Origin of the sequence: Mesorhizobium sp. M1A.F.Ca.ET.072.01.1.1 (assembly GCF_004023325.1) — a bacterium.
GTDB lineage: Bacteria > Pseudomonadota > Alphaproteobacteria > Rhizobiales > Rhizobiaceae > Mesorhizobium.
In genome coordinates, this window is record NZ_RZSF01000010.1 from 1 (window position 1) to 15,509 (window position 15,509).

The 15,509-nt window shown below is 64.6% G+C and carries 20 protein-coding genes and 1 pseudogene; 10 read left to right on the forward strand and 11 right to left on the reverse strand.

Annotated elements, in window-relative coordinates; genetic code table 11:
- The 3 genes and pseudogenes from EOA32_RS02750 to rpsP form a co-directional block, all read left to right on the forward strand.
- A pseudogene (locus EOA32_RS02750) lies at nt 1-1,021 on the forward strand (signal recognition particle protein); the annotation flags it as partial.
- Nucleotides 1,022-1,028: 7 nt separating this feature from the next.
- Nucleotides 1,029-1,355, forward strand: a complete 327-nt coding sequence (locus EOA32_RS02755) for a chorismate mutase (protein ID WP_066991680.1) — start codon at nt 1,029-1,031, stop codon at nt 1,353-1,355.
- 107 nt (nt 1,356-1,462) lie between these two features.
- Nucleotides 1,463-1,864 (forward strand): 30S ribosomal protein S16, encoded by a 402-nt coding sequence (gene rpsP / locus EOA32_RS02760; RefSeq protein ID WP_066991677.1) that lies wholly within the window; start codon nt 1,463-1,465, stop codon nt 1,862-1,864.
- Between the two features lie 77 nt (nt 1,865-1,941).
- Here rpsP and EOA32_RS02765 read toward each other — a convergent pair whose 3' ends face one another.
- Together EOA32_RS02765 and EOA32_RS02770 are read right to left on the reverse strand one after the other, a co-directional pair.
- Nucleotides 1,942-2,205 (reverse strand): YMGG-like glycine zipper-containing protein, encoded by a 264-nt coding sequence (locus EOA32_RS02765; protein WP_066991674.1) that lies wholly within the window; start codon nt 2,203-2,205, stop codon nt 1,942-1,944.
- 235 nt (nt 2,206-2,440) lie between these two features.
- Nucleotides 2,441-2,851, reverse strand: a complete 411-nt coding sequence (locus EOA32_RS02770; protein WP_128370797.1) for a DoxX family protein — start codon at nt 2,849-2,851, stop codon at nt 2,441-2,443.
- Nucleotides 2,852-2,992: 141 nt separating this feature from the next.
- Between EOA32_RS02770 and EOA32_RS02775 the strand changes: the two genes are divergently transcribed.
- Nucleotides 2,993-3,400, forward strand: a complete 408-nt coding sequence (locus EOA32_RS02775; RefSeq protein ID WP_095776706.1) for an ACT domain-containing protein — start codon at nt 2,993-2,995, stop codon at nt 3,398-3,400.
- A 351-nt stretch (nt 3,401-3,751) separates the two neighbouring features.
- On the opposite strand, the gene EOA32_RS02780 is transcribed toward EOA32_RS02775, so the two are convergent.
- Both EOA32_RS02780 and EOA32_RS02785 read right to left on the reverse strand, forming a co-directional pair.
- Nucleotides 3,752-4,786, reverse strand: coding sequence for an aspartate-semialdehyde dehydrogenase (locus EOA32_RS02780; RefSeq protein WP_128370798.1), 1,035 nt, complete (start codon nt 4,784-4,786; stop codon nt 3,752-3,754).
- A 285-nt stretch (nt 4,787-5,071) separates the two neighbouring features.
- Complete coding sequence (locus tag EOA32_RS02785; protein WP_128370799.1) at nt 5,072-6,481, reverse strand: glycosyltransferase; 1,410 nt, start codon at nt 6,479-6,481, stop codon at nt 5,072-5,074.
- Nucleotides 6,482-6,628: 147 nt separating this feature from the next.
- Here EOA32_RS02785 and EOA32_RS02790 point away from each other — a divergent pair, with 147 nt between their 5' ends.
- Nucleotides 6,629-7,351: a DUF805 domain-containing protein gene (locus EOA32_RS02790; RefSeq protein ID WP_348632183.1), complete on the forward strand. Its 723-nt coding sequence runs from the start codon at nt 6,629-6,631 to the stop codon at nt 7,349-7,351.
- Here the strand turns inward: EOA32_RS02790 and EOA32_RS02795 are convergent.
- From EOA32_RS02795 to leuD, 6 genes are all read right to left on the reverse strand, one after another.
- Nucleotides 7,325-7,822, reverse strand: a complete 498-nt coding sequence (locus EOA32_RS02795) for a GNAT family N-acetyltransferase (RefSeq protein WP_066991656.1) — start codon at nt 7,820-7,822, stop codon at nt 7,325-7,327. The two genes, EOA32_RS02790 and EOA32_RS02795, sit on opposite strands and share 27 nt — an antisense overlap.
- Before the next feature lie 5 nt (nt 7,823-7,827).
- The gene (gene leuB, locus EOA32_RS02800) at nt 7,828-8,931 is read right to left on the reverse strand and encodes a 3-isopropylmalate dehydrogenase (protein WP_095831759.1); all 1,104 of its coding nucleotides are present in this window, start codon (nt 8,929-8,931) and stop codon (nt 7,828-7,830) included.
- 138 nt (nt 8,932-9,069) lie between these two features.
- The gene (locus EOA32_RS02805; RefSeq protein WP_128370800.1) at nt 9,070-9,423 is read right to left on the reverse strand and encodes a VOC family protein; all 354 of its coding nucleotides are present in this window, start codon (nt 9,421-9,423) and stop codon (nt 9,070-9,072) included.
- Between the two features lie 61 nt (nt 9,424-9,484).
- Nucleotides 9,485-9,868: a RidA family protein gene (locus EOA32_RS02810; RefSeq protein WP_095782756.1), complete on the reverse strand. Its 384-nt coding sequence runs from the start codon at nt 9,866-9,868 to the stop codon at nt 9,485-9,487.
- A gap of 125 nt (nt 9,869-9,993) precedes the next feature.
- On the reverse strand, nt 9,994-10,938 hold the full coding sequence (locus EOA32_RS02815) for a hypothetical protein (RefSeq protein WP_128370801.1): 945 nt from the start codon (nt 10,936-10,938) through the stop codon (nt 9,994-9,996).
- Between the two features lie 74 nt (nt 10,939-11,012).
- A complete protein-coding gene (gene leuD / locus EOA32_RS02820; RefSeq protein ID WP_128370802.1) occupies nt 11,013-11,618 on the reverse strand; it encodes a 3-isopropylmalate dehydratase small subunit in 606 nt (201 codons plus the stop codon).
- Between the two features lie 158 nt (nt 11,619-11,776).
- Here leuD and EOA32_RS02825 point away from each other — a divergent pair, with 158 nt between their 5' ends.
- The 5 genes from EOA32_RS02825 (at nt 11,777) to EOA32_RS02845 (ending at nt 14,419) form a co-directional block, all read left to right on the forward strand.
- A complete protein-coding gene (locus EOA32_RS02825) occupies nt 11,777-12,202 on the forward strand; it encodes a GNAT family N-acetyltransferase (protein WP_066991640.1) in 426 nt (141 codons plus the stop codon).
- Nucleotides 12,203-12,277: 75 nt separating this feature from the next.
- Nucleotides 12,278-12,598 (forward strand): metalloregulator ArsR/SmtB family transcription factor, encoded by a 321-nt coding sequence (locus tag EOA32_RS02830; RefSeq protein WP_066991637.1) that lies wholly within the window; start codon nt 12,278-12,280, stop codon nt 12,596-12,598.
- A complete protein-coding gene (locus EOA32_RS02835; RefSeq protein ID WP_128370803.1) occupies nt 12,595-13,044 on the forward strand; it encodes an SRPBCC family protein in 450 nt (149 codons plus the stop codon). The genes EOA32_RS02830 and EOA32_RS02835 overlap by 4 nt, the downstream gene beginning before the upstream one ends.
- 34 nt (nt 13,045-13,078) lie before the next feature.
- Complete coding sequence (locus EOA32_RS02840) at nt 13,079-13,579, forward strand: SRPBCC domain-containing protein (protein WP_128370804.1); 501 nt, start codon at nt 13,079-13,081, stop codon at nt 13,577-13,579.
- A 30-nt stretch (nt 13,580-13,609) separates the two neighbouring features.
- On the forward strand, nt 13,610-14,419 hold the full coding sequence (locus tag EOA32_RS02845; protein ID WP_128370805.1) for a DUF72 domain-containing protein: 810 nt from the start codon (nt 13,610-13,612) through the stop codon (nt 14,417-14,419).
- On the opposite strand, the gene EOA32_RS02850 is transcribed toward EOA32_RS02845, so the two are convergent.
- Nucleotides 14,338-15,504 (reverse strand): FAD-binding oxidoreductase, encoded by a 1,167-nt coding sequence (locus tag EOA32_RS02850; RefSeq protein WP_128370806.1) that lies wholly within the window; start codon nt 15,502-15,504, stop codon nt 14,338-14,340. The genes EOA32_RS02845 and EOA32_RS02850 overlap by 82 nt on opposite strands.
- Between the last annotated feature and the right edge of the window lie 5 nt (nt 15,505-15,509).

Here is a 15,509-nt window from a genome sequence, read left to right on the forward strand (position 1 = left end):
CCTCGACACGGCCGGCCGCACCCATAGCGACGAGCCGCTGATGGTCGAGATGGCCGACATCAAAAAGGTGTCGTCGCCGCACGAAATCCTGCTGGTAGCCGACTCGCTGACCGGCCAGGACGCGGTCAACCTGGCGAAAAGCTTCGACGAGCGCGTCGGCATCACCGGCCTGGTGCTGACCCGCATGGACGGCGACGGCCGCGGCGGCGCCGCGCTTTCGATGCGCGCCGTCACCGGCAAGCCGATCAAGCTGATCGGCACCGGCGAAAAGATGGACGGGCTGGAGGAATTCCACCCCAAGCGCATCGCCGACCGCATCCTCGGCATGGGCGACATCGTCTCGCTGGTCGAGAAGGCCGCCGAGACCATCGACGCCGAGCAGGCGGCGGCGATGGCCAAGAAGATGCAGTCAGGCAAGTTCGACCTGAACGACCTTGCCGCGCAGCTTCAGCAGATGTCGAAAATGGGCGGCATGGGCGGCATCATGGGCATGATGCCCGGCATGGGCAAGATGAAGGACCAGCTCGCCGCAGCCGGCTTCGACGACAAGATGTTCCGCCGGCAGCTCGCCATCATCTCCTCGATGACCAAGGCCGAGCGCGCTAACCCCGATATCTTGAAGCACTCGCGCAAGAAGCGCATCGCCGCCGGCTCCGGCACCGACGCGGCCGAGATCAACAAGCTCTTGAAGATGCATCGCGGCATGGCCGACATGATGAAGGCGATGGGCGGCAAGGGCAAAGGCGGCGGCATGATGCGCGGCATGATGGGAGGCCTGGCTTCGAAGATGGGCCTTGGCGGCATGATGCCCGGCGGCGGCATGCCCGACCTTTCCAAGATGGATCCGAAGCAGCTGGAGGCCTTGCAGAAGCAGGCCCAGGCTGCCGGTCTCGGCAAAGGCCTGCCGGGTGGACTGCCCGGCGGACTTCCCGGCGGCGGGTTGCCGGGCCTGCCCGGCGGCATGAAACTGCCGGGCCTTCCCGGTCTCGGCGGGCTGCCTGGCCTTGGCAAGAAGAAGTGAGGGGGCGATGAACGAGGAGAAGGATATGGCCGAGGCACGCGCCGTTCTGGCGGGCTACCGCGCTTCGATCGACAACATCGACGCCGCCCTCATTCATATGCTGGCCGAGCGCTTCCGCTGCACCAAGGCGGTCGGCGTGCTGAAGGCCGAGCATGGCCTGCCGCCAGCCGACCCGGCGCGCGAGCAGCAGCAGATCGCCCGCCTGCGCCAACTGGCGAAGGATGCGCATCTCGATCCGGATTTCGCGGAGAAATTTCTGAACTTCGTCATCCGCGAAGTCATCCGGCATCACGAACAGATCGCCGCTAACAACGGCGTGACGAAAACCGGCTGAAGCTGGTGCATGTCGCCCAAACTGCGCAGCGGTCTTGGGATTACGACTTGCACAAGGCCAAAGCCGCAACCCAATCAACGAACTCAGAGCTTGTTAGGAGATAAAGAATGGCACTGAAGATCAGACTGGCCCGTGCGGGCTCGAAGAAGCGTCCCTATTACCACGTCGTCGTCGCCGACGCCCGTTCGCCGCGCGACGGCCGTTTCATCGAGGCGCTCGGCTCGTGGAACCCGCTGCTGCCGAAGGACGGCGAACGCGTGAAGGTCGATGCCGACCGCGTCAAGCACTGGCTCTCGCACGGCGCCCAGCCGACCGACCGCGTGCTGCGCTTCCTCGACGAGGCCGGCATCGCCAAGCGTCCGGCCCGCTCGAACCCGAACAAGGCCCTGCCGGGCAAGAAGGCGCAGGAGCGCGCAGCCCTGCTGAAGAAGGCCCAGGAAGACGCCGCCGCTGCCGTTGCGGCCGCGTCCGCAGCACCCGCCGAGGCGGAAGCCGCGACCGCCGAGTAATCTCGGCCCCCGGTCAAAACAGGTCAAAAGAACGGCGGGCCAACCCCGCCGTTCTTTTGGTCAGGCCTGTTGATACCTCAATATCCCGACGGGCAACGAGCAATATAAACGCGCCCGTAGCGGTCCCGATAACGGCACTTGCCGCTTTCGCTGGCACGGCCGATCAACGCGCCGGCCACGGCGCCGACAGCGCCACCGACCACTGCGCCCTCGACCGGGTCATTGGCAACGGCCGCTCCGACCGCAGCACCGCCCAAGCCGCCGATCGCCGCTCCTTTTTCCGTCTGCGAACAGGCGCCCAGCGCCACCGTCAGCACCAGAATGGTAATCGCTTTCTTCATTTCAGTTCCTCTCTCACGGGATCGCCGTCCTCGCCGCCAAGCTTTAACTCGCAAACGGCTAATTTGATCCCGAAGGGAACGAATATTGCTGTTTCGAAGGCAGGCGCGGGTTGCGCCAACCGGCCTCGACAGCATTGAGAGTGCTCACGAATTAGCGTTCGGTAACGCAGCTTGGCAACCCGGCTTCGAAGCCTTGCGGTCGCCGCAGCCGGTGGAATCACCAGAACGAACCACCTCAGCGGCTGAACGGGATCAGCGCGCGCACTCTGGGGTCGCGCAGATAGAGCCCGCCCCACAGGACAACAGCGAGATAGACGCCGAACAGCGTGTGCGAGAGCAGCGGGTTACCGATGCGCACATGCGTGGAAATGGCGCCGCCCATATAGGCGGTGAGCAGGATGGCTCCGAGCACGGACGTGCGCGGCAGCGCATAAAGCACAGTCGAGATCAGACCGACGATGCCGAGCAGCCGCGCGATGTTGGGGTCATCTGGCCAGCCGAGTTGCGTCATCGTCTCGGTGACGATCTGCAGCGGCGGCAGCTTGATGACGCCGTCGAAGATCATGAAAAGGATGACAATGGCGCTAAGCGCGCGCCCGGTCCACAAGGCGCCGTTCGAGACGGGAGCGGCTTCTGAAATGCTCATTGGTGTTCCCTCCTTGGTTGGAGCCTGGCTGTTTTGCCAGCTTCGAGCCAAGGACGGCGGGCAGGGCGGCGATCCTACAAGGGTCGGTGCGCTTTTTCCGAACGCATGATTGAGTGAGAATGCATGACCGGAGGAGAGAGAATGACCGGCGAGACCAATCTCAAAAGACTACTGGCGTCGATGACGCCGCAACTGCTCCCCGATGTCCATGTTTTCGCGACCCTGGCGCCGGGTGGGGCCGTGCCGCACGGTCTTGATCCGGTCATGCAGTTTCGCGAGCGGGAAGGCACGACGCTGATCGTGACGGAGGACCAAGCGAAGGTAGCCGGCCTCGCCGGCACGTTCCGCTGCCGGATGATCACGCTCGACATCCATTCGTCGCTCGACGCCGTCGGCTTTCTGGCCGCGATCACGACGCGGCTCGCCGCTGCCGGCATGGGCGTCAATCCGGTCTCGGCCTTTTACCATGACCATCTGTTCGTCCTGGCGGAGCGGGCGGACGAGGCGCTCGGCCTCCTGCGGCAGCTGGCTGCGGAGAGCAGTGGCTAGCGCCTCGGCACATGGAAGCAGCGGGCATCGCTCGTCACACCTGGATATTCCGGCGCCACCCTCATCCTCCTGCCGCGACCTTTCCCGTGAACGGGGAAAAGAGAGCTATCGGCGGAAGGCCGCCCGCGACGCGCGGCCCGTGAGCGAGAGCCCAACGGCCGAAGGCCGAGCCCGCGACCGCGGGCCGCCGGTCGTCCGGCGCCCTCGCGGAGGGCCAGCCGCGAAGCGGCGGTGCGGCCCGTGAGCGAGAACAAAACGGCCGAAGGCCGAGCCCGCGACCGCGGGCCGCCGGTCGTCCGGCGCCCTCGCGGAGGGCCAGCCGCGAAGCGGCGATGCGGCCCGTGAGCGGAACTAAGCCGCCTTCTTCTTCGGCTGGATGAGGCTCCGTTCGACCAACAGCTCGGCGATCTGGACGGCGTTGAGCGCCGCGCCCTTGCGCAGATTGTCGGAGACGACCCACATCGACAGGCCGTTATCGACGGTCGAATCCTCACGGATGCGCGAGATGAAGGTGGCGTCCTCGCCGGCCGACTCGAGCGGCGTGATGTAGCCGCCGTTCTCGCGCTTGTCCAAGACCTGGCAGCCAGGAGCCTCGCGCAGGATCTCGCGCGCCTCGTCGGCGGTAATCGGCTTCTCGAACTCGATGTTGACGGCTTCCGAGTGGCCGATGAACACCGGCACGCGCACGCAGGTCGCCGTCAGCTTGATCTTGGGATCGAGCATCTTCTTCGTCTCGGCGACCATCTTCCACTCTTCCTTGGTGAAACCGTCGTCGAGGAAGACGTCGATATGCGGGATGACGTTGAAGGCGATGCGCTTGGTGAACTTCTTGACGTCGACCTGGTCGGCGACGAAAACCGCGCGGGTTTGCGTGAACAGCTCGTCCATGCCTTCCTTGCCGGCGCCGGAGACCGACTGGTAGGTGGCGACGACGACGCGCTTGATGGTGGCGACATCGTGCAGCGGCTTCAGCGCCACGACGAGCTGCGCCGTCGAGCAGTTCGGATTGGCGATGATGTTCTTGCGCGAGAAGAGTTCGACCGCGTCCGGATTCACTTCCGGCACGATCAGCGGCACGTCCGGGTCGTAGCGGAAGGCCGACGAATTATCGATGACGACGCAGCCCTGCTTGCCGATCTTGGGCGACCACTCCTTGGAGACATTGCCGCCGGCCGACATGACGCAGATGTCGGTGTCGGAAAAATCGTAGGTGTCGAGCGCCTTGACCTTCAGCGTGCGGTCGCCGAAGGAAACTTCGGTGCCCTGGCTGCGGCGCGAGGCCAACGCCACCACTTCGCTCGCCGGGAAGCCGCGCTCGTCCAGAATGTTGAGCATTTCGCGGCCCACATTGCCCGTGGCGCCGACTACCGCAACCTTGAAACTCATCGAAATCTCCTGTCCCTCTCCGCTTGGTTGTTGGAGAAAACCCGCCGGCCTCATGCGGGTTCTGTCCCCCGGGCCGAACCCGGGAGAGGGTGGTTAGGCCAAGGGAATCACACCGTTTTGGTGGTGGTTTTGGCCGTAGTTTTGCGAGAACGGACGGACGCGTCGAAACGCCCGGCCCGATGCTGTGCATCGTGGCTGGGGGCATCGAATGCCAGAAGAGCCAAATGGCCGCGCATTGAAGACGATCCCGTTCGCTGCCGGCTTTTACGCGCTTTGCGTAAAGAGTCAATTGGCGCAGGCTGCTGCCGCCTTGAGCCCGGCCTTTATCGCCGCCCAGCTTTCGACAGGCGATGTCGGCCTGTGCTCTTCGGCGATACGCCCGGCCAGCAAATCGCGCCAGGCATCGTCGTCTGTCATCCGTCGGATTGCGCCATACCAGCCGATCTGGTCGGTCGAACCGACCGCGGGCATCAGGCCGCCGGTCGCTTCGATCAGCGACGGCGTGGTCGAGACGATGACCGGGACCCCGAAATCCAGACACTCCGAAGCGGCATAGCCCCAGCCCTCGATATGCGAGGGGAAAACGCCGAAGCTGGCACTTCGATAATAGCCGATAAGCTCCTCGTCGCTGACCGGACCCGCGAAGACGATCTTTTCTTTCAGCCCCGCATGAGCCTTGAGATAGGCGCTGAGCTCCTCGACCATCCAGCCCCAGCGGCCGACGCAGACGAGCTTCGGCAACCGAACGCCTTCGTCGAGCGCCTGCTGCCAGATGCGGGCGAGCATGATGTGGTTCTTCCGGATCTCGACGGTCGAGCAATAAAGGATGTAGGGCTCGCCGGCCTCGAGCCGCGACGTCATCCTCAGCCGCGCGGCCTTCTCATGCAGCAGCGACGGCATCGGGAAGCGATGGACGGCCGGCAGATCTATGCCGGCCTTGCGCATGTGATCGCCAAGCATCGTCGCCGCGGTGTCGGAGGTGCAGAAGGCCGCCGCGCCGGACCGCACCAGCCGTTCGAGATTGGGCCCGAAGGCGGACTGCCATCTGTTCTTGGCGACAAGGTCGGGCCGCATGGTCGGGATCATGTCGTGGCAAAGAAAGGCTATGTTGTCGGGGCCGGCGCAAACCGCCGCTAACTTTTCGCCGACCAGCAGTTGGTTGCTGATCAGCACCGTTCGAGGCCCGACATCCTTCGTCGGCTGCGCCGCATCGCCGCGAAGCAAACCCGCCCGGAGACCGGCTCGCCTAGAGAAGCGATAGGCCCGCAGCAACAGCTTCGACACCGTGAAGGTGAAGCCGGGACGGCCGTTCGTCACCATTCCCGCAAGCTGGCGATCGGCTTCACTCTTGGCCATTGGATGGCGCCGCACCGCTTCGAACCCCTGTCGCAGCGCGGCAGCGGCTTGCAGTCGTGGCCGCTGCCGGAACGGCGCGATCTCGCTGACACCCAACTGCTCCATCTCGAATTTTTCGAGCACCCGGAAACGATGGCTGGAGAGATCGAGCGTCACCACCTCGACATCCGGGTCGGGATCGGCGAGCGCTGCCCTGACCATGAAGTCTTCCAGCCGCTGGATGCCGGCCAGCGCGCCGCGCCAGGCGAGCAGGCCGGTCGCGTCGATGCAGATTTTCCGTCTTTGGCCGCCGGGAGCGTCGGCCGCTTCTGGCAGCAGTGTCGAGTCCTTCTGGGCCATTGCTTCGCGGTCTGTGAGGCGACTTGCGGCTTCTATCCCGATTTGCCGCCTCTACGATAGCCGGCTGAACGCCATCGCTCTTGCCCGCCGGCCGGCGCTCATGTCAAATCGAGCAAAGGGAAAGAATTCGACGCTCGGGGGGATCTGATGCATGGCGAAGTTCTTCACTATGACGAGCACCAGGGCTTCGGCTTCATCAGCGGCGCCGACGGCAGGCGCTACAGTTTCGCGCGCGAGGACCTGCGTCGCGAGACAACGCTTGCCAGGGGAGCCCAGGTCGAGTTCCAGCCGAACGGCGAACGTGCCGGCAATGTCTTCTCGGTCCGCGGCCGGATGATCGATCCGGTTGACAACGCCGTTCCAGTTCCTGCCCGTCCGCTGCCGGGCAGCTCGCCTGCGGGGCAGCCGCATTTCGGCCGCAACGCCGAGGCCGAAACGGTGGAATCGACCGGCCTCTGGAGCTATTTCTGGCGTGGCGTGACGACGAACTACGTCAACTTCTCCGGCCGCGCCCGGCGCAAGGAGTTCTGGGGCTTTTGCCTGTTCTGGACGATCGGTCTTGTCGTCGCCATCGGCGTCGGCTTCTCCGCAGACCTGTCGCGCGGCAACGTCGAGGGCGGCGGCGATGAGCCGGTCGTCATGTTCAGCCTGCTCGGTCTTTACGTCCTGCTCACGTTCCTGCCGTGGGTCGCGCTCATCGTGCGCCGCTTGCATGATCTCGGCCTGACCGGCTGGCTCGCCATCCTCTGCTTCGTGCCTTATGTCGGCTGGCTCGCCACCCTGGTCTTCGGCCTGATCCGACCCAGGCCGGCGACAACAAGTGGGGGCCGGTGCCGGGCGGAGTTAGATTCTGACGGCCGCCGTCCTTAGTGCCTCGCCCGACAGCCTGAGGAAGATCTTCTGGCCATGGCGTTCGGCGCCGAGCCGCTCGTAGAAGCGCAGCGCACCCTCGTTCCAGTCCTCGGCGGTGAGGTCGATGCGGCCAATGCGCTTGTCGAGGCAATAGCCGGCGAGAAAGCCGATCAGCGCCTCACCCACTCCCGCGTTTCGTGCCTCTTGGCGTACGAACAGGTCTTTCAAGAACATCAGCCGGTCGAGATCAATGCCCGGATGCGCGATCGCGACCGAGGCCAGGCCGGCCACCTCGCCACCGGCGAAGGCCAGCGCGAAATGCGGATAGGCCGGGCTTTCCTCGCCGAGCCACTGCTTTGCCGTGGCCGTCGCCCGGGCATGGTCGAGCGGTGACTGCCGATAATGCGCCGCCATTGCGCAAAGCACGGTGGCGAGCGCCTCGGCGTCTTCGGTCGTCGCCCAGCGGACGTCGACCGCCGCCTCTGCCATGGGGATCAGCCCAGGAACTTGGCGATGATGGCGTCGCCCATCTCGGTGGTGCCGACCTCGGTCATGCCCTCGGACATGATGTCCTTGGTGCGCAGGCCGTCGTCGAGCACGGCGGCGATCGCCGCTTCGAGCTTGTCGGCTTCCACCGTCATGCCGAAGGAATAGCGCAGGCACATGGCGAAGGAGGCGATCATGGCGATCGGATTGGCGACGCCCTTGCCGGCGATGTCGGGCGCCGAGCCGTGCACCGGCTCGTAGAGCGCCTTGCGCTTCTTGGTCTTGACGTCCGGCGCGCCGAGCGAGGCCGACGGCAGCATGCCGATCGAGCCGGTGAGCATGGCGGCGATGTCCGAGAGCATGTCGCCGAACAGATTGTCGGTGACGATGACGTCGAACTGTTTTGGCCAGCGCACCAGCTGCATGCCGCCGGCATCGGCCAGCATGTGGTCGAGCTTGACGTCGGCATATTTCGCCTGATGCGTCTGGGTGACCACCTCGTTCCACAGCACGCCCGACTTCATGACGTTGCGCTTTTCCATCGAGGTGACATGGTTCTTGCGCGTGCGTGCCAGCTCGAAAGCGACGCCGGAGATACGCTCGATCTCGAACGTGTCGTAGACCTGGGTGTCGATGCCGCGCTTCTGGCCGTTGCCGAGGTCGATGATCTGCTTCGGCTCGCCGAAATAGACGCCGCCGGTCAGCTCGCGCACGATCAAGATGTCGAGGCCCTCGACCACCTCCTGCTTGAGCGAGGAGGAGGCGGCCAAAGCCGGATAGCAGATCGCCGGACGCAGGTTGGCGAACAGCTCCATGTCCTTGCGCAGGCGCAGCAGGCCGGCCTCGGGGCGCACCTCGTAGGGCACCTTGTCCCATTTCGGCCCGCCGACGGCGCCGAACAGCACGGCATCCGCCACCATCGCCTTTTCCATGTCGGCATCGGAGATCGCCGCGCCATGCGCGTCGTAAGCGCATCCGCCGACCAGCCCCTCGTCGGTGGCAAAGCCGCTGCCGAGCTTCGCGTTCATGGCCGCGATCAACTTCTTCACTTCGGCCATGGCCTCGGGGCCGATGCCGTCGCCGGCGAGCAGGAAGAGATTTTTCGAAGCCATGGAGAACCGTCCTGGGGAGAGAATTGAACCGCGGCCTTGCTAAACGCCGGGCGGGCTGTGCGCAAGGGGACGAGCCTCGAGATCCTTCACACCCCCTCTGCCCTGCCAGCATCTCGCAAGAGGCCGGTAGGCGCGCCATCACCGATGCGACAGGATATTCACCAGCCGCCCGAACGGATCGCGCACATAGAAGCGCCGCACGCCCCAGGGCTCGTCGGCCGGGCCGTATTCGACGGCAAAGCCAGCCTTGCGCATGCGGTCCAGCGCATCATCGACATCGTCGACCTCGATCGAGAGGTCCGGCACCGGCGTGCCCGAGCCGCCTTGCGACATGAAGCTGATCTGGACGGCCATGGTCTGCTGGGAGCCGTACGTGGCGATCCAGCCCATATCCATGAGCTGATCGAGGCCAAGCACGCCCTGATAGAAGCGCTTTGCCGCCGCAATGTCGGGCGTTTCGATATTCGCGACGATGCGTCTGACGTTGACCATGGGCCGCTCCTCGCTCCACGCCGTGGTGTGCCCAGCCGCTTCGCAGCCTGGGCGACAGGCATCAGACAGTGCGCCTGAGCGCCGTCACCTCGATCTCGATCTTCATCTCCGGTTTGTTGAGCTGGCAGACGATCATCGTCGCCGCCGGGCCAATGTCCCCGAACGCCTCGCCGAGGATCGGGAAGACCACGTCAACATAGGCCTGGTCGGTAATATAGTAATGCGCCCGCACCACATCGGCCATGTCGAAGCCGCCGTCGGCAAGGGCCTTAGCGATGGTGGCAAGACAATTGCGCGTCTGCGCCTCGACCGTGTCGGGCATCGTCATCGTGGCATAGTCGTAGCCGGTCGTTCCGGAGACGAAACACCAGTCGCCCTGCACCACCGCGCGCGAATAGCCGGCGGTTTTCTCGAAGGGGGAACCGGTGGAGATCAGCTTGCGCATGGGGCCTCGCAGGATTTGTTCGGTCATTCTGAAACGCATCCACAACCCAGTCGTGAGCCAGACAACGCGATGCTGGCGGGACAGAAGGGGGCGCGAAGGACGCAACCTGGCAATTGACGCTCGGGCTAATTCCCCTGCGTGTCGTCATAGGCCTTCTTGATATCCACCGGCCAGTCCTTTACCGGCGGCCAGGCATCCGGCTCGCCATTTTGGCCGCGGCGGGCGAAATAGACCTTGTGCTTGACCGGGTCGACCGCCATGAAGCCGTCATTGCCGCCGCAGTCATGCGGCACGCAGCCGGTGGCATAGAAGGCGCCGGAAGCGGTCTTTTCGGTGCCGCCGCCGACCAGCAGGCTGGTCGCCATGTCGGGCATATCGTCGCCCAGCAGCGCCTGCGCCGCCTTGTAAACCGCTTCGTTATGGAACGCGTCGATGATGTTGTCGTATTTCGACGAATCGACGTCCTTCCAGTCGGTGCCGGGTTCCGGCGTGTAGGTCAGGTTTCCGGAGGTCGTCAGCCCCTCGGTCGGCGACCATTGCAAGGCCGGCTTGGTTGCTCCGGGCAGCAGGAAAGGCACGAAATAGATGGCGTCGTCGGAAACCGCGGCCGGTGGCGCGCCGCATTCGTCCTGCTCGACCGTCGTGGTCCGGATCTCGCCGTCCTTCGGCTTCCAGACGATGACCTTGGCCGGGCCGCACTGGTTGCCGCCGTCGCCGACATCGACCAGCGCCACGTTGACGTCGTCGATCTTGACGATCCTGTCGAAGGAGACGTCGTAATTGCTGGCCAGCTGCTTGCCGTCATAGGCGAGCACCTTCTCGCCGTCCTGCTCCGGCTGCGTGATGGTGAGTTGGCCGCCTTCGAACGGGATCGGCGCCTGTTTGTCGGTGTCGGCGGGAGCGGCGTCGGAAGTGCTCGATGCGCCTTGATCGGCCGCCGCTTGATTGGCGGCGGGCTGGTCGGAAGCCGCGGGCGCCTGCGGCGCCGTCTGGCTCTGCGCGGTCGCCCCGGACACCGCCAGAAGGATCGCCGCCAAGGCGCAGGCGCCGGCCAGAAGCGAGCGTGTCATGACTGTCCCTCCGTTCAGCCGCCACGGACCCGGCCGCTTGCGGCCGGGCTATCTCTCACAAGTGCCTCAGCCGTTCAGGCCCAGGGGCGCAGCTCGGCGTTCTTCTTCTCGAAGGACGCGATGGCGCCGGCCTTCTCCATGGTCAGTCCGATATCGTCGAGGCCGTTCAAGAGGCAATGGCGCTTGAAGTCGTCGAGATCGAACTTGACCACGCCGCCATCCGGGCCGCGGATCTCCTTGGCTTCGAGGTCGATCGACAGCGTGGCGTTGGAACCGCGCGAGGCGTCGTCCATCAGCTTGTCCAGGTCTTCCGGGCTGACCGTGATCGGCAGGATGCCGTTCTTGAAGCAGTTGTTGTAGAAAATATCGGCGAACGACGTCGAGATGACGCAGCGAATGCCGAAATCGAGCAGCGCCCAGGGCGCGTGCTCGCGGCTCGAGCCGCAGCCGAAATTGTCGCCGGCGACCAGGATCTGCGCCTTGCGATAGGCCGGCTTGTTGAGCACGAAATCCGGGTTCTCCGTGCCGTCGTCCTTGTAGCGCATCTCGGCGAACAGGCCGGTGCCAAGCCCGGTGCGCTTGATCGTCTTCAGATAATCCTTCGGGATGATCATGTCGGTATCGACGTTGACGATCGGCATGGGCGCCGCGACGCCGGTGAGCTTGGTGAATTTGTCCATGGTCCTTACCCGTCTTCTCTCTGCGGGGAATTTTGCGCACGCTTTACACAAAGCCGGCGGCAAATGAAAGGCAACTGTTGTCGCGTGGCTTGGGCGATCGAACACAAGATCGGGATCGGCTGCTTTCAAAATCCCGGCCGATCGGGCACCTTGGCCGCATGGCGCCGACTTCGAAGGTCCTTTACGCAAGCGAACCCACGCTCGATGTCGGCGAATTCCGCCGCGTGCTGGTGGAATCCGGCCTCGGCGAAACACGGCCGGTCGACGACGAAGCTCGGCTGAAGGCAATGCTCGGCAATGCCAATCTGGTGCTGACGGCACGGCTCGATGTCGACGGCAGTCCGCTTGTCGGCGTCGCACGCGGCGTCACGGACTTCTCCTGGGTGTGCTACATCTCCGAGCTCGCCGTATCGGCTTCGGCGCAGGGGCTCGGCATCGGCAAAGGCCTGATGGACGAGGCACGCCGCCAGCTCGGCACGTCCGTCGCCATCAGCCTGATCTCGATGCCTGACGCGGTCGGCTTCTACGAGCGCATCGGCATGAAACGCATGCCCGACGCCTTCTGGTTCTCCCGCAAGCGCTGATGCCATTCACTGGCAAGTGATCGGTCGATCTGTCGCGACGCTTGACATGCAACCAAATGGTTGCATATTAAGGCCATGACCATGGATGCCGTCTTTCGCGCTTTGGCCGACCCGACCCGCCGCCAATTGCTGGACAGCCTCTATGCCAGGAACGGACAGACGCTGAACGCGCTCTGCGAGCGGATGGACATGACGCGCCAGGCGGTGACCAAGCACCTGGCAATTCTCGAGGAGGCGAACCTCGTCGCCACCGTTCGCCGTGGCCGCGAGAAGGAGCATTACCTCAACCCCGTTCCGATCAACGAGATCGCCGAGCGCTGGATCGGCAAATTCGAGCGCCATCGGCTGGATGCCTTGAGCGACCTGAAGAAACGACTTGAAAGGGAAGAGCCGTGAGCGACAACACTTTCGTCTACGTCACCTACATCCGCACCACGCCCGAAAAGCTTTGGACGGCGCTGACCGATCCGGAGTTCAACCGGCAGTTCTTCCTCTGCTCCTACCAGGAGAGCGACTGGAAGGTGGGTTCGAGCTGGAAGCTGATCTTCCCGGACGGCCGCGTGGCCGACTCGGGCGAGATCCTCGAGATCGATCCGCCCAGGCGTCTGGTCATCAAATGGCGCAACGAATGGCTGCCCGAGGTGAAGGAAGACGGCTACACGCGCTGTACCTTCACCATCGAAAAGGACGGCGAGCTGATGAAGCTTGCCGTCACCCACGAGGCCGACGGCCCGCACCGGCTGATCCCGAACGTGTCCAACGGCTGGCCGCTGGTGCTGGCGAGCCTCAAGAGCCTGCTCGAGACCGGCAAGGGTTTCGAGCGCCCGCCATCGAAGGGCTGAACGACGCATTGAACGGCCGCGGAGGAGGTTGGCAATGATACTGCCGCATAGCTGGCCGCGCGCCATGGCGAACACAGAGACGGTCATGGCTTCGGCGGAACTTCCCGCTTCGCCGCAACAAGTCGTCACCGCGCTTCTCACCAGCGACGTCGAGCGCTGGTGGGGGTCGGCCGAGACCTACCGGATGATCGGCTGGGCCGCCGATCTGCGCGTCGGCGGATCGTGGCGCGTCATCGTGAGGACGGCCGACGGCAGGACCCTGCCCGCCAGCGGCAGCTTCCTCGAGATCGCGACGGGGCTCAGGGTCGTGCAGACGAGGCGCTACGATTGGGATCACCCGACGCTCGGCCGTCACGAAACGACGGTTGCCTATCTGCTGGAGCCGACCTCTGCCGGCACGCGGCTCACCGTGTGCCATGGCGGCTTCGCCGGCTTCCCGGACGCCGCGGCGGAGCACGCCGAAGGCTGGGCGCGCGTGCTCGGCTGGCTACAGGCACATCTGGGCTGCCGCCTCGCCGCCCGAGCCCCGCCTTGACCTGCACGCGCGCCTGTCCAGATTGTCGACATGGCACAAAACAAATCTTTTGTCGGAACAGCCGGATGGACCATACCGGCAGCGCACAGGTCCTCTGTTCCGGCGACGGGCTCGCAATTGGAGCGTTACGCTTCGCGTCTTCCTGTCGTGGAGATCAACTCCTCGTTCTACAAACCGCATCAGCGCGAAACCTATGAGCGCTGGGCGTGCTCGGTCCCGGATCGTTTTCGGTTCTCTGTCAAAATCCCCAAAGCCGCGACCCATGAGCGCCGCCTGGTAGATTGCCATGATCTTCTGGATGCTTTCATGGGTGAGGTCGGAGGTCTCGGTGAAAGGCTGGCCGCGCTCTTGGTCCAGCTGCCGCCCAGTCTGCAGTTCGACAGGCAGATAGCCAAAAGGTTCTTCGCCTTGTTGCACGACAAGACCGACTGCCGCTTGGTCTGCGAACCGCGTCACGCCAGTTGGTTCGAGCCGGGAGCGGATGCTTTGCTGAGCCGCCTCCGTGTCGGGCGCGTGGCGGCCGACCCTGCCTCAGTTGCCGCCGCTTCCGCGCCCGGCGGCTGGCATGAGCTCGCCTATTTCCGCTTTCATGGCGCGCCGCATGTCTATTTCTCGGACTACGACGCCGGCCGACTGTTGGAGATCAGCGCTCAGCTCGCCGACGCGGGCGCCTCAGCCACCGAGGTGTGGTGCATTTTCGACAATACGGCGCGCGGGCATGCGCTTGGCAACGCCTTGTCCGTCGATGCGATTATGCGTCAGATGACGTTCAATTCCCTGAACGCCCGCCCCTCAGCGACGCGCTCATATCCGAACGCCGTGCAATCGATCGTCCGATAGCCGCCATGCACGATGAGTTCCGAGAGCGCCTTGCCCACCGCCGGCGCCTGCTGCAGGCCATGGCCGGAGAAGCCGTTGGCGAAGAGGAAGTTTTCCACCTCCGGATGCGGCCCGATCACCGCGTTCTGGTCGAGGGTGTTGTAATCATAGTGCCCGACCCAGGCGCGTGTCGGCTTGATTGCCTCGAAGGCCGGGACGCGGGTGGCTAAAGTCGGCCAGATCACGTCCTCGAACAGCGGCCACTCGACCTCGAAATCCTTGGGATCGGGTGCATGGTCGCCTTCCTCCGGCTCGGCGCCGCCGGTGAGATAGACCGAGCCTTCCGGCCGCACATAGATGCCGGAGGGATCGACCAGCAGCGGCATGTCGGCATATTTTTCCCGTGCCTCGAAGACGAAGACGTTGCGCTTGCGCGGCTCGACCGGCAGTGCGAGCCCCGCAAAGGCCGCCACCTTGCCGGCGTTCGGGCCGGCGGCGTTGACGATGATGCCCGCTTCCAGCGTCTCGCCATTGTCGAGGGCGACGCCGGTGACCCGACTGCCCTGGCGCGTGATACCGGTGGCCGACGCGGTGATGAAGTCGATCCTCCTCTCGCGCAGCGCTTTGCGGAACAGCATCAGCAGCGCATGCGCGTCGAACCAGCCCTCGCCGCCGCGGCCATAGGCGCCGGCGGAAATGCCTTCGGTCGAAAGCCAGGAGAAGCGGCGGGCGAGCTGGCCTGCATCCTCCAGCACGATATCGGCGCCCTCGGCGATCTGCGCCTCGTGATTGGCCTTGAGGATCGGCAGCCCCGCCTCGCCGGCGAGGATCAGATAACCGCCCTCGCGAAAGCCGATGTCGGCATCGGCGCCGAAAGTCTCTTTCAGCCGCCGGAACAGCTTCAGCGTGAATTGCGACAGGCGGATGTTTTCAGGAATGGAAAATTGCTGGCGGATCGAGGCCAGGGACAGCGTCGTCGCCGCTTGCGAGAATTGCGGATCGCGCTCGATCAGCGCGATGGAGCCGGTAAAACCTTCTTCGCGCAGATAGTAGGCGACCGAGGACCCGACGATGGCGCCGCCGATGATGACGATGTCGTAACGCACTTTGT

Bases quoted from the DNA above. Each gene is read 5' to 3' on its own strand.
- EOA32_RS02755 (WP_066991680.1), top strand. From the start codon at position 1,029: ATGAACGAGGAGAAGGATATGGCCGAGGCACGCGCCGTTCTGGCGGGC.
- rpsP (WP_066991677.1), top strand. From the start codon at position 1,463: ATGGCACTGAAGATCAGACTGGCCCGTGCGGGCTCGAAGAAGCGTCCC.
- EOA32_RS02765 (WP_066991674.1), bottom strand. From the start codon at position 2,205: ATGAAGAAAGCGATTACCATTCTGGTGCTGACGGTGGCGCTGGGCGCC.
- EOA32_RS02770 (WP_128370797.1), bottom strand. From the start codon at position 2,851: ATGAGCATTTCAGAAGCCGCTCCCGTCTCGAACGGCGCCTTGTGGACC.
- EOA32_RS02775 (WP_095776706.1), top strand. From the start codon at position 2,993: ATGACCGGCGAGACCAATCTCAAAAGACTACTGGCGTCGATGACGCCG.
- EOA32_RS02780 (WP_128370798.1), bottom strand. From the start codon at position 4,786: ATGAGTTTCAAGGTTGCGGTAGTCGGCGCCACGGGCAATGTGGGCCGC.
- EOA32_RS02785 (WP_128370799.1), bottom strand. From the start codon at position 6,481: ATGGCCCAGAAGGACTCGACACTGCTGCCAGAAGCGGCCGACGCTCCC.
- EOA32_RS02790 (WP_348632183.1), top strand. From the start codon at position 6,629: ATGCATGGCGAAGTTCTTCACTATGACGAGCACCAGGGCTTCGGCTTC.
- EOA32_RS02795 (WP_066991656.1), bottom strand. From the start codon at position 7,822: ATGGCAGAGGCGGCGGTCGACGTCCGCTGGGCGACGACCGAAGACGCC.
- leuB (WP_095831759.1), bottom strand. From the start codon at position 8,931: ATGGCTTCGAAAAATCTCTTCCTGCTCGCCGGCGACGGCATCGGCCCC.
- EOA32_RS02805 (WP_128370800.1), bottom strand. From the start codon at position 9,423: ATGGTCAACGTCAGACGCATCGTCGCGAATATCGAAACGCCCGACATT.
- EOA32_RS02810 (WP_095782756.1), bottom strand. From the start codon at position 9,868: ATGCGCAAGCTGATCTCCACCGGTTCCCCCTTCGAGAAAACCGCCGGC.
- EOA32_RS02815 (WP_128370801.1), bottom strand. From the start codon at position 10,938: ATGACACGCTCGCTTCTGGCCGGCGCCTGCGCCTTGGCGGCGATCCTT.
- leuD (WP_128370802.1), bottom strand. From the start codon at position 11,618: ATGGACAAATTCACCAAGCTCACCGGCGTCGCGGCGCCCATGCCGATC.
- EOA32_RS02825 (WP_066991640.1), top strand. From the start codon at position 11,777: ATGGCGCCGACTTCGAAGGTCCTTTACGCAAGCGAACCCACGCTCGAT.
- EOA32_RS02830 (WP_066991637.1), top strand. From the start codon at position 12,278: ATGACCATGGATGCCGTCTTTCGCGCTTTGGCCGACCCGACCCGCCGC.
- EOA32_RS02840 (WP_128370804.1), top strand. From the start codon at position 13,079: ATGATACTGCCGCATAGCTGGCCGCGCGCCATGGCGAACACAGAGACG.
- EOA32_RS02845 (WP_128370805.1), top strand. From the start codon at position 13,610: ATGGCACAAAACAAATCTTTTGTCGGAACAGCCGGATGGACCATACCG.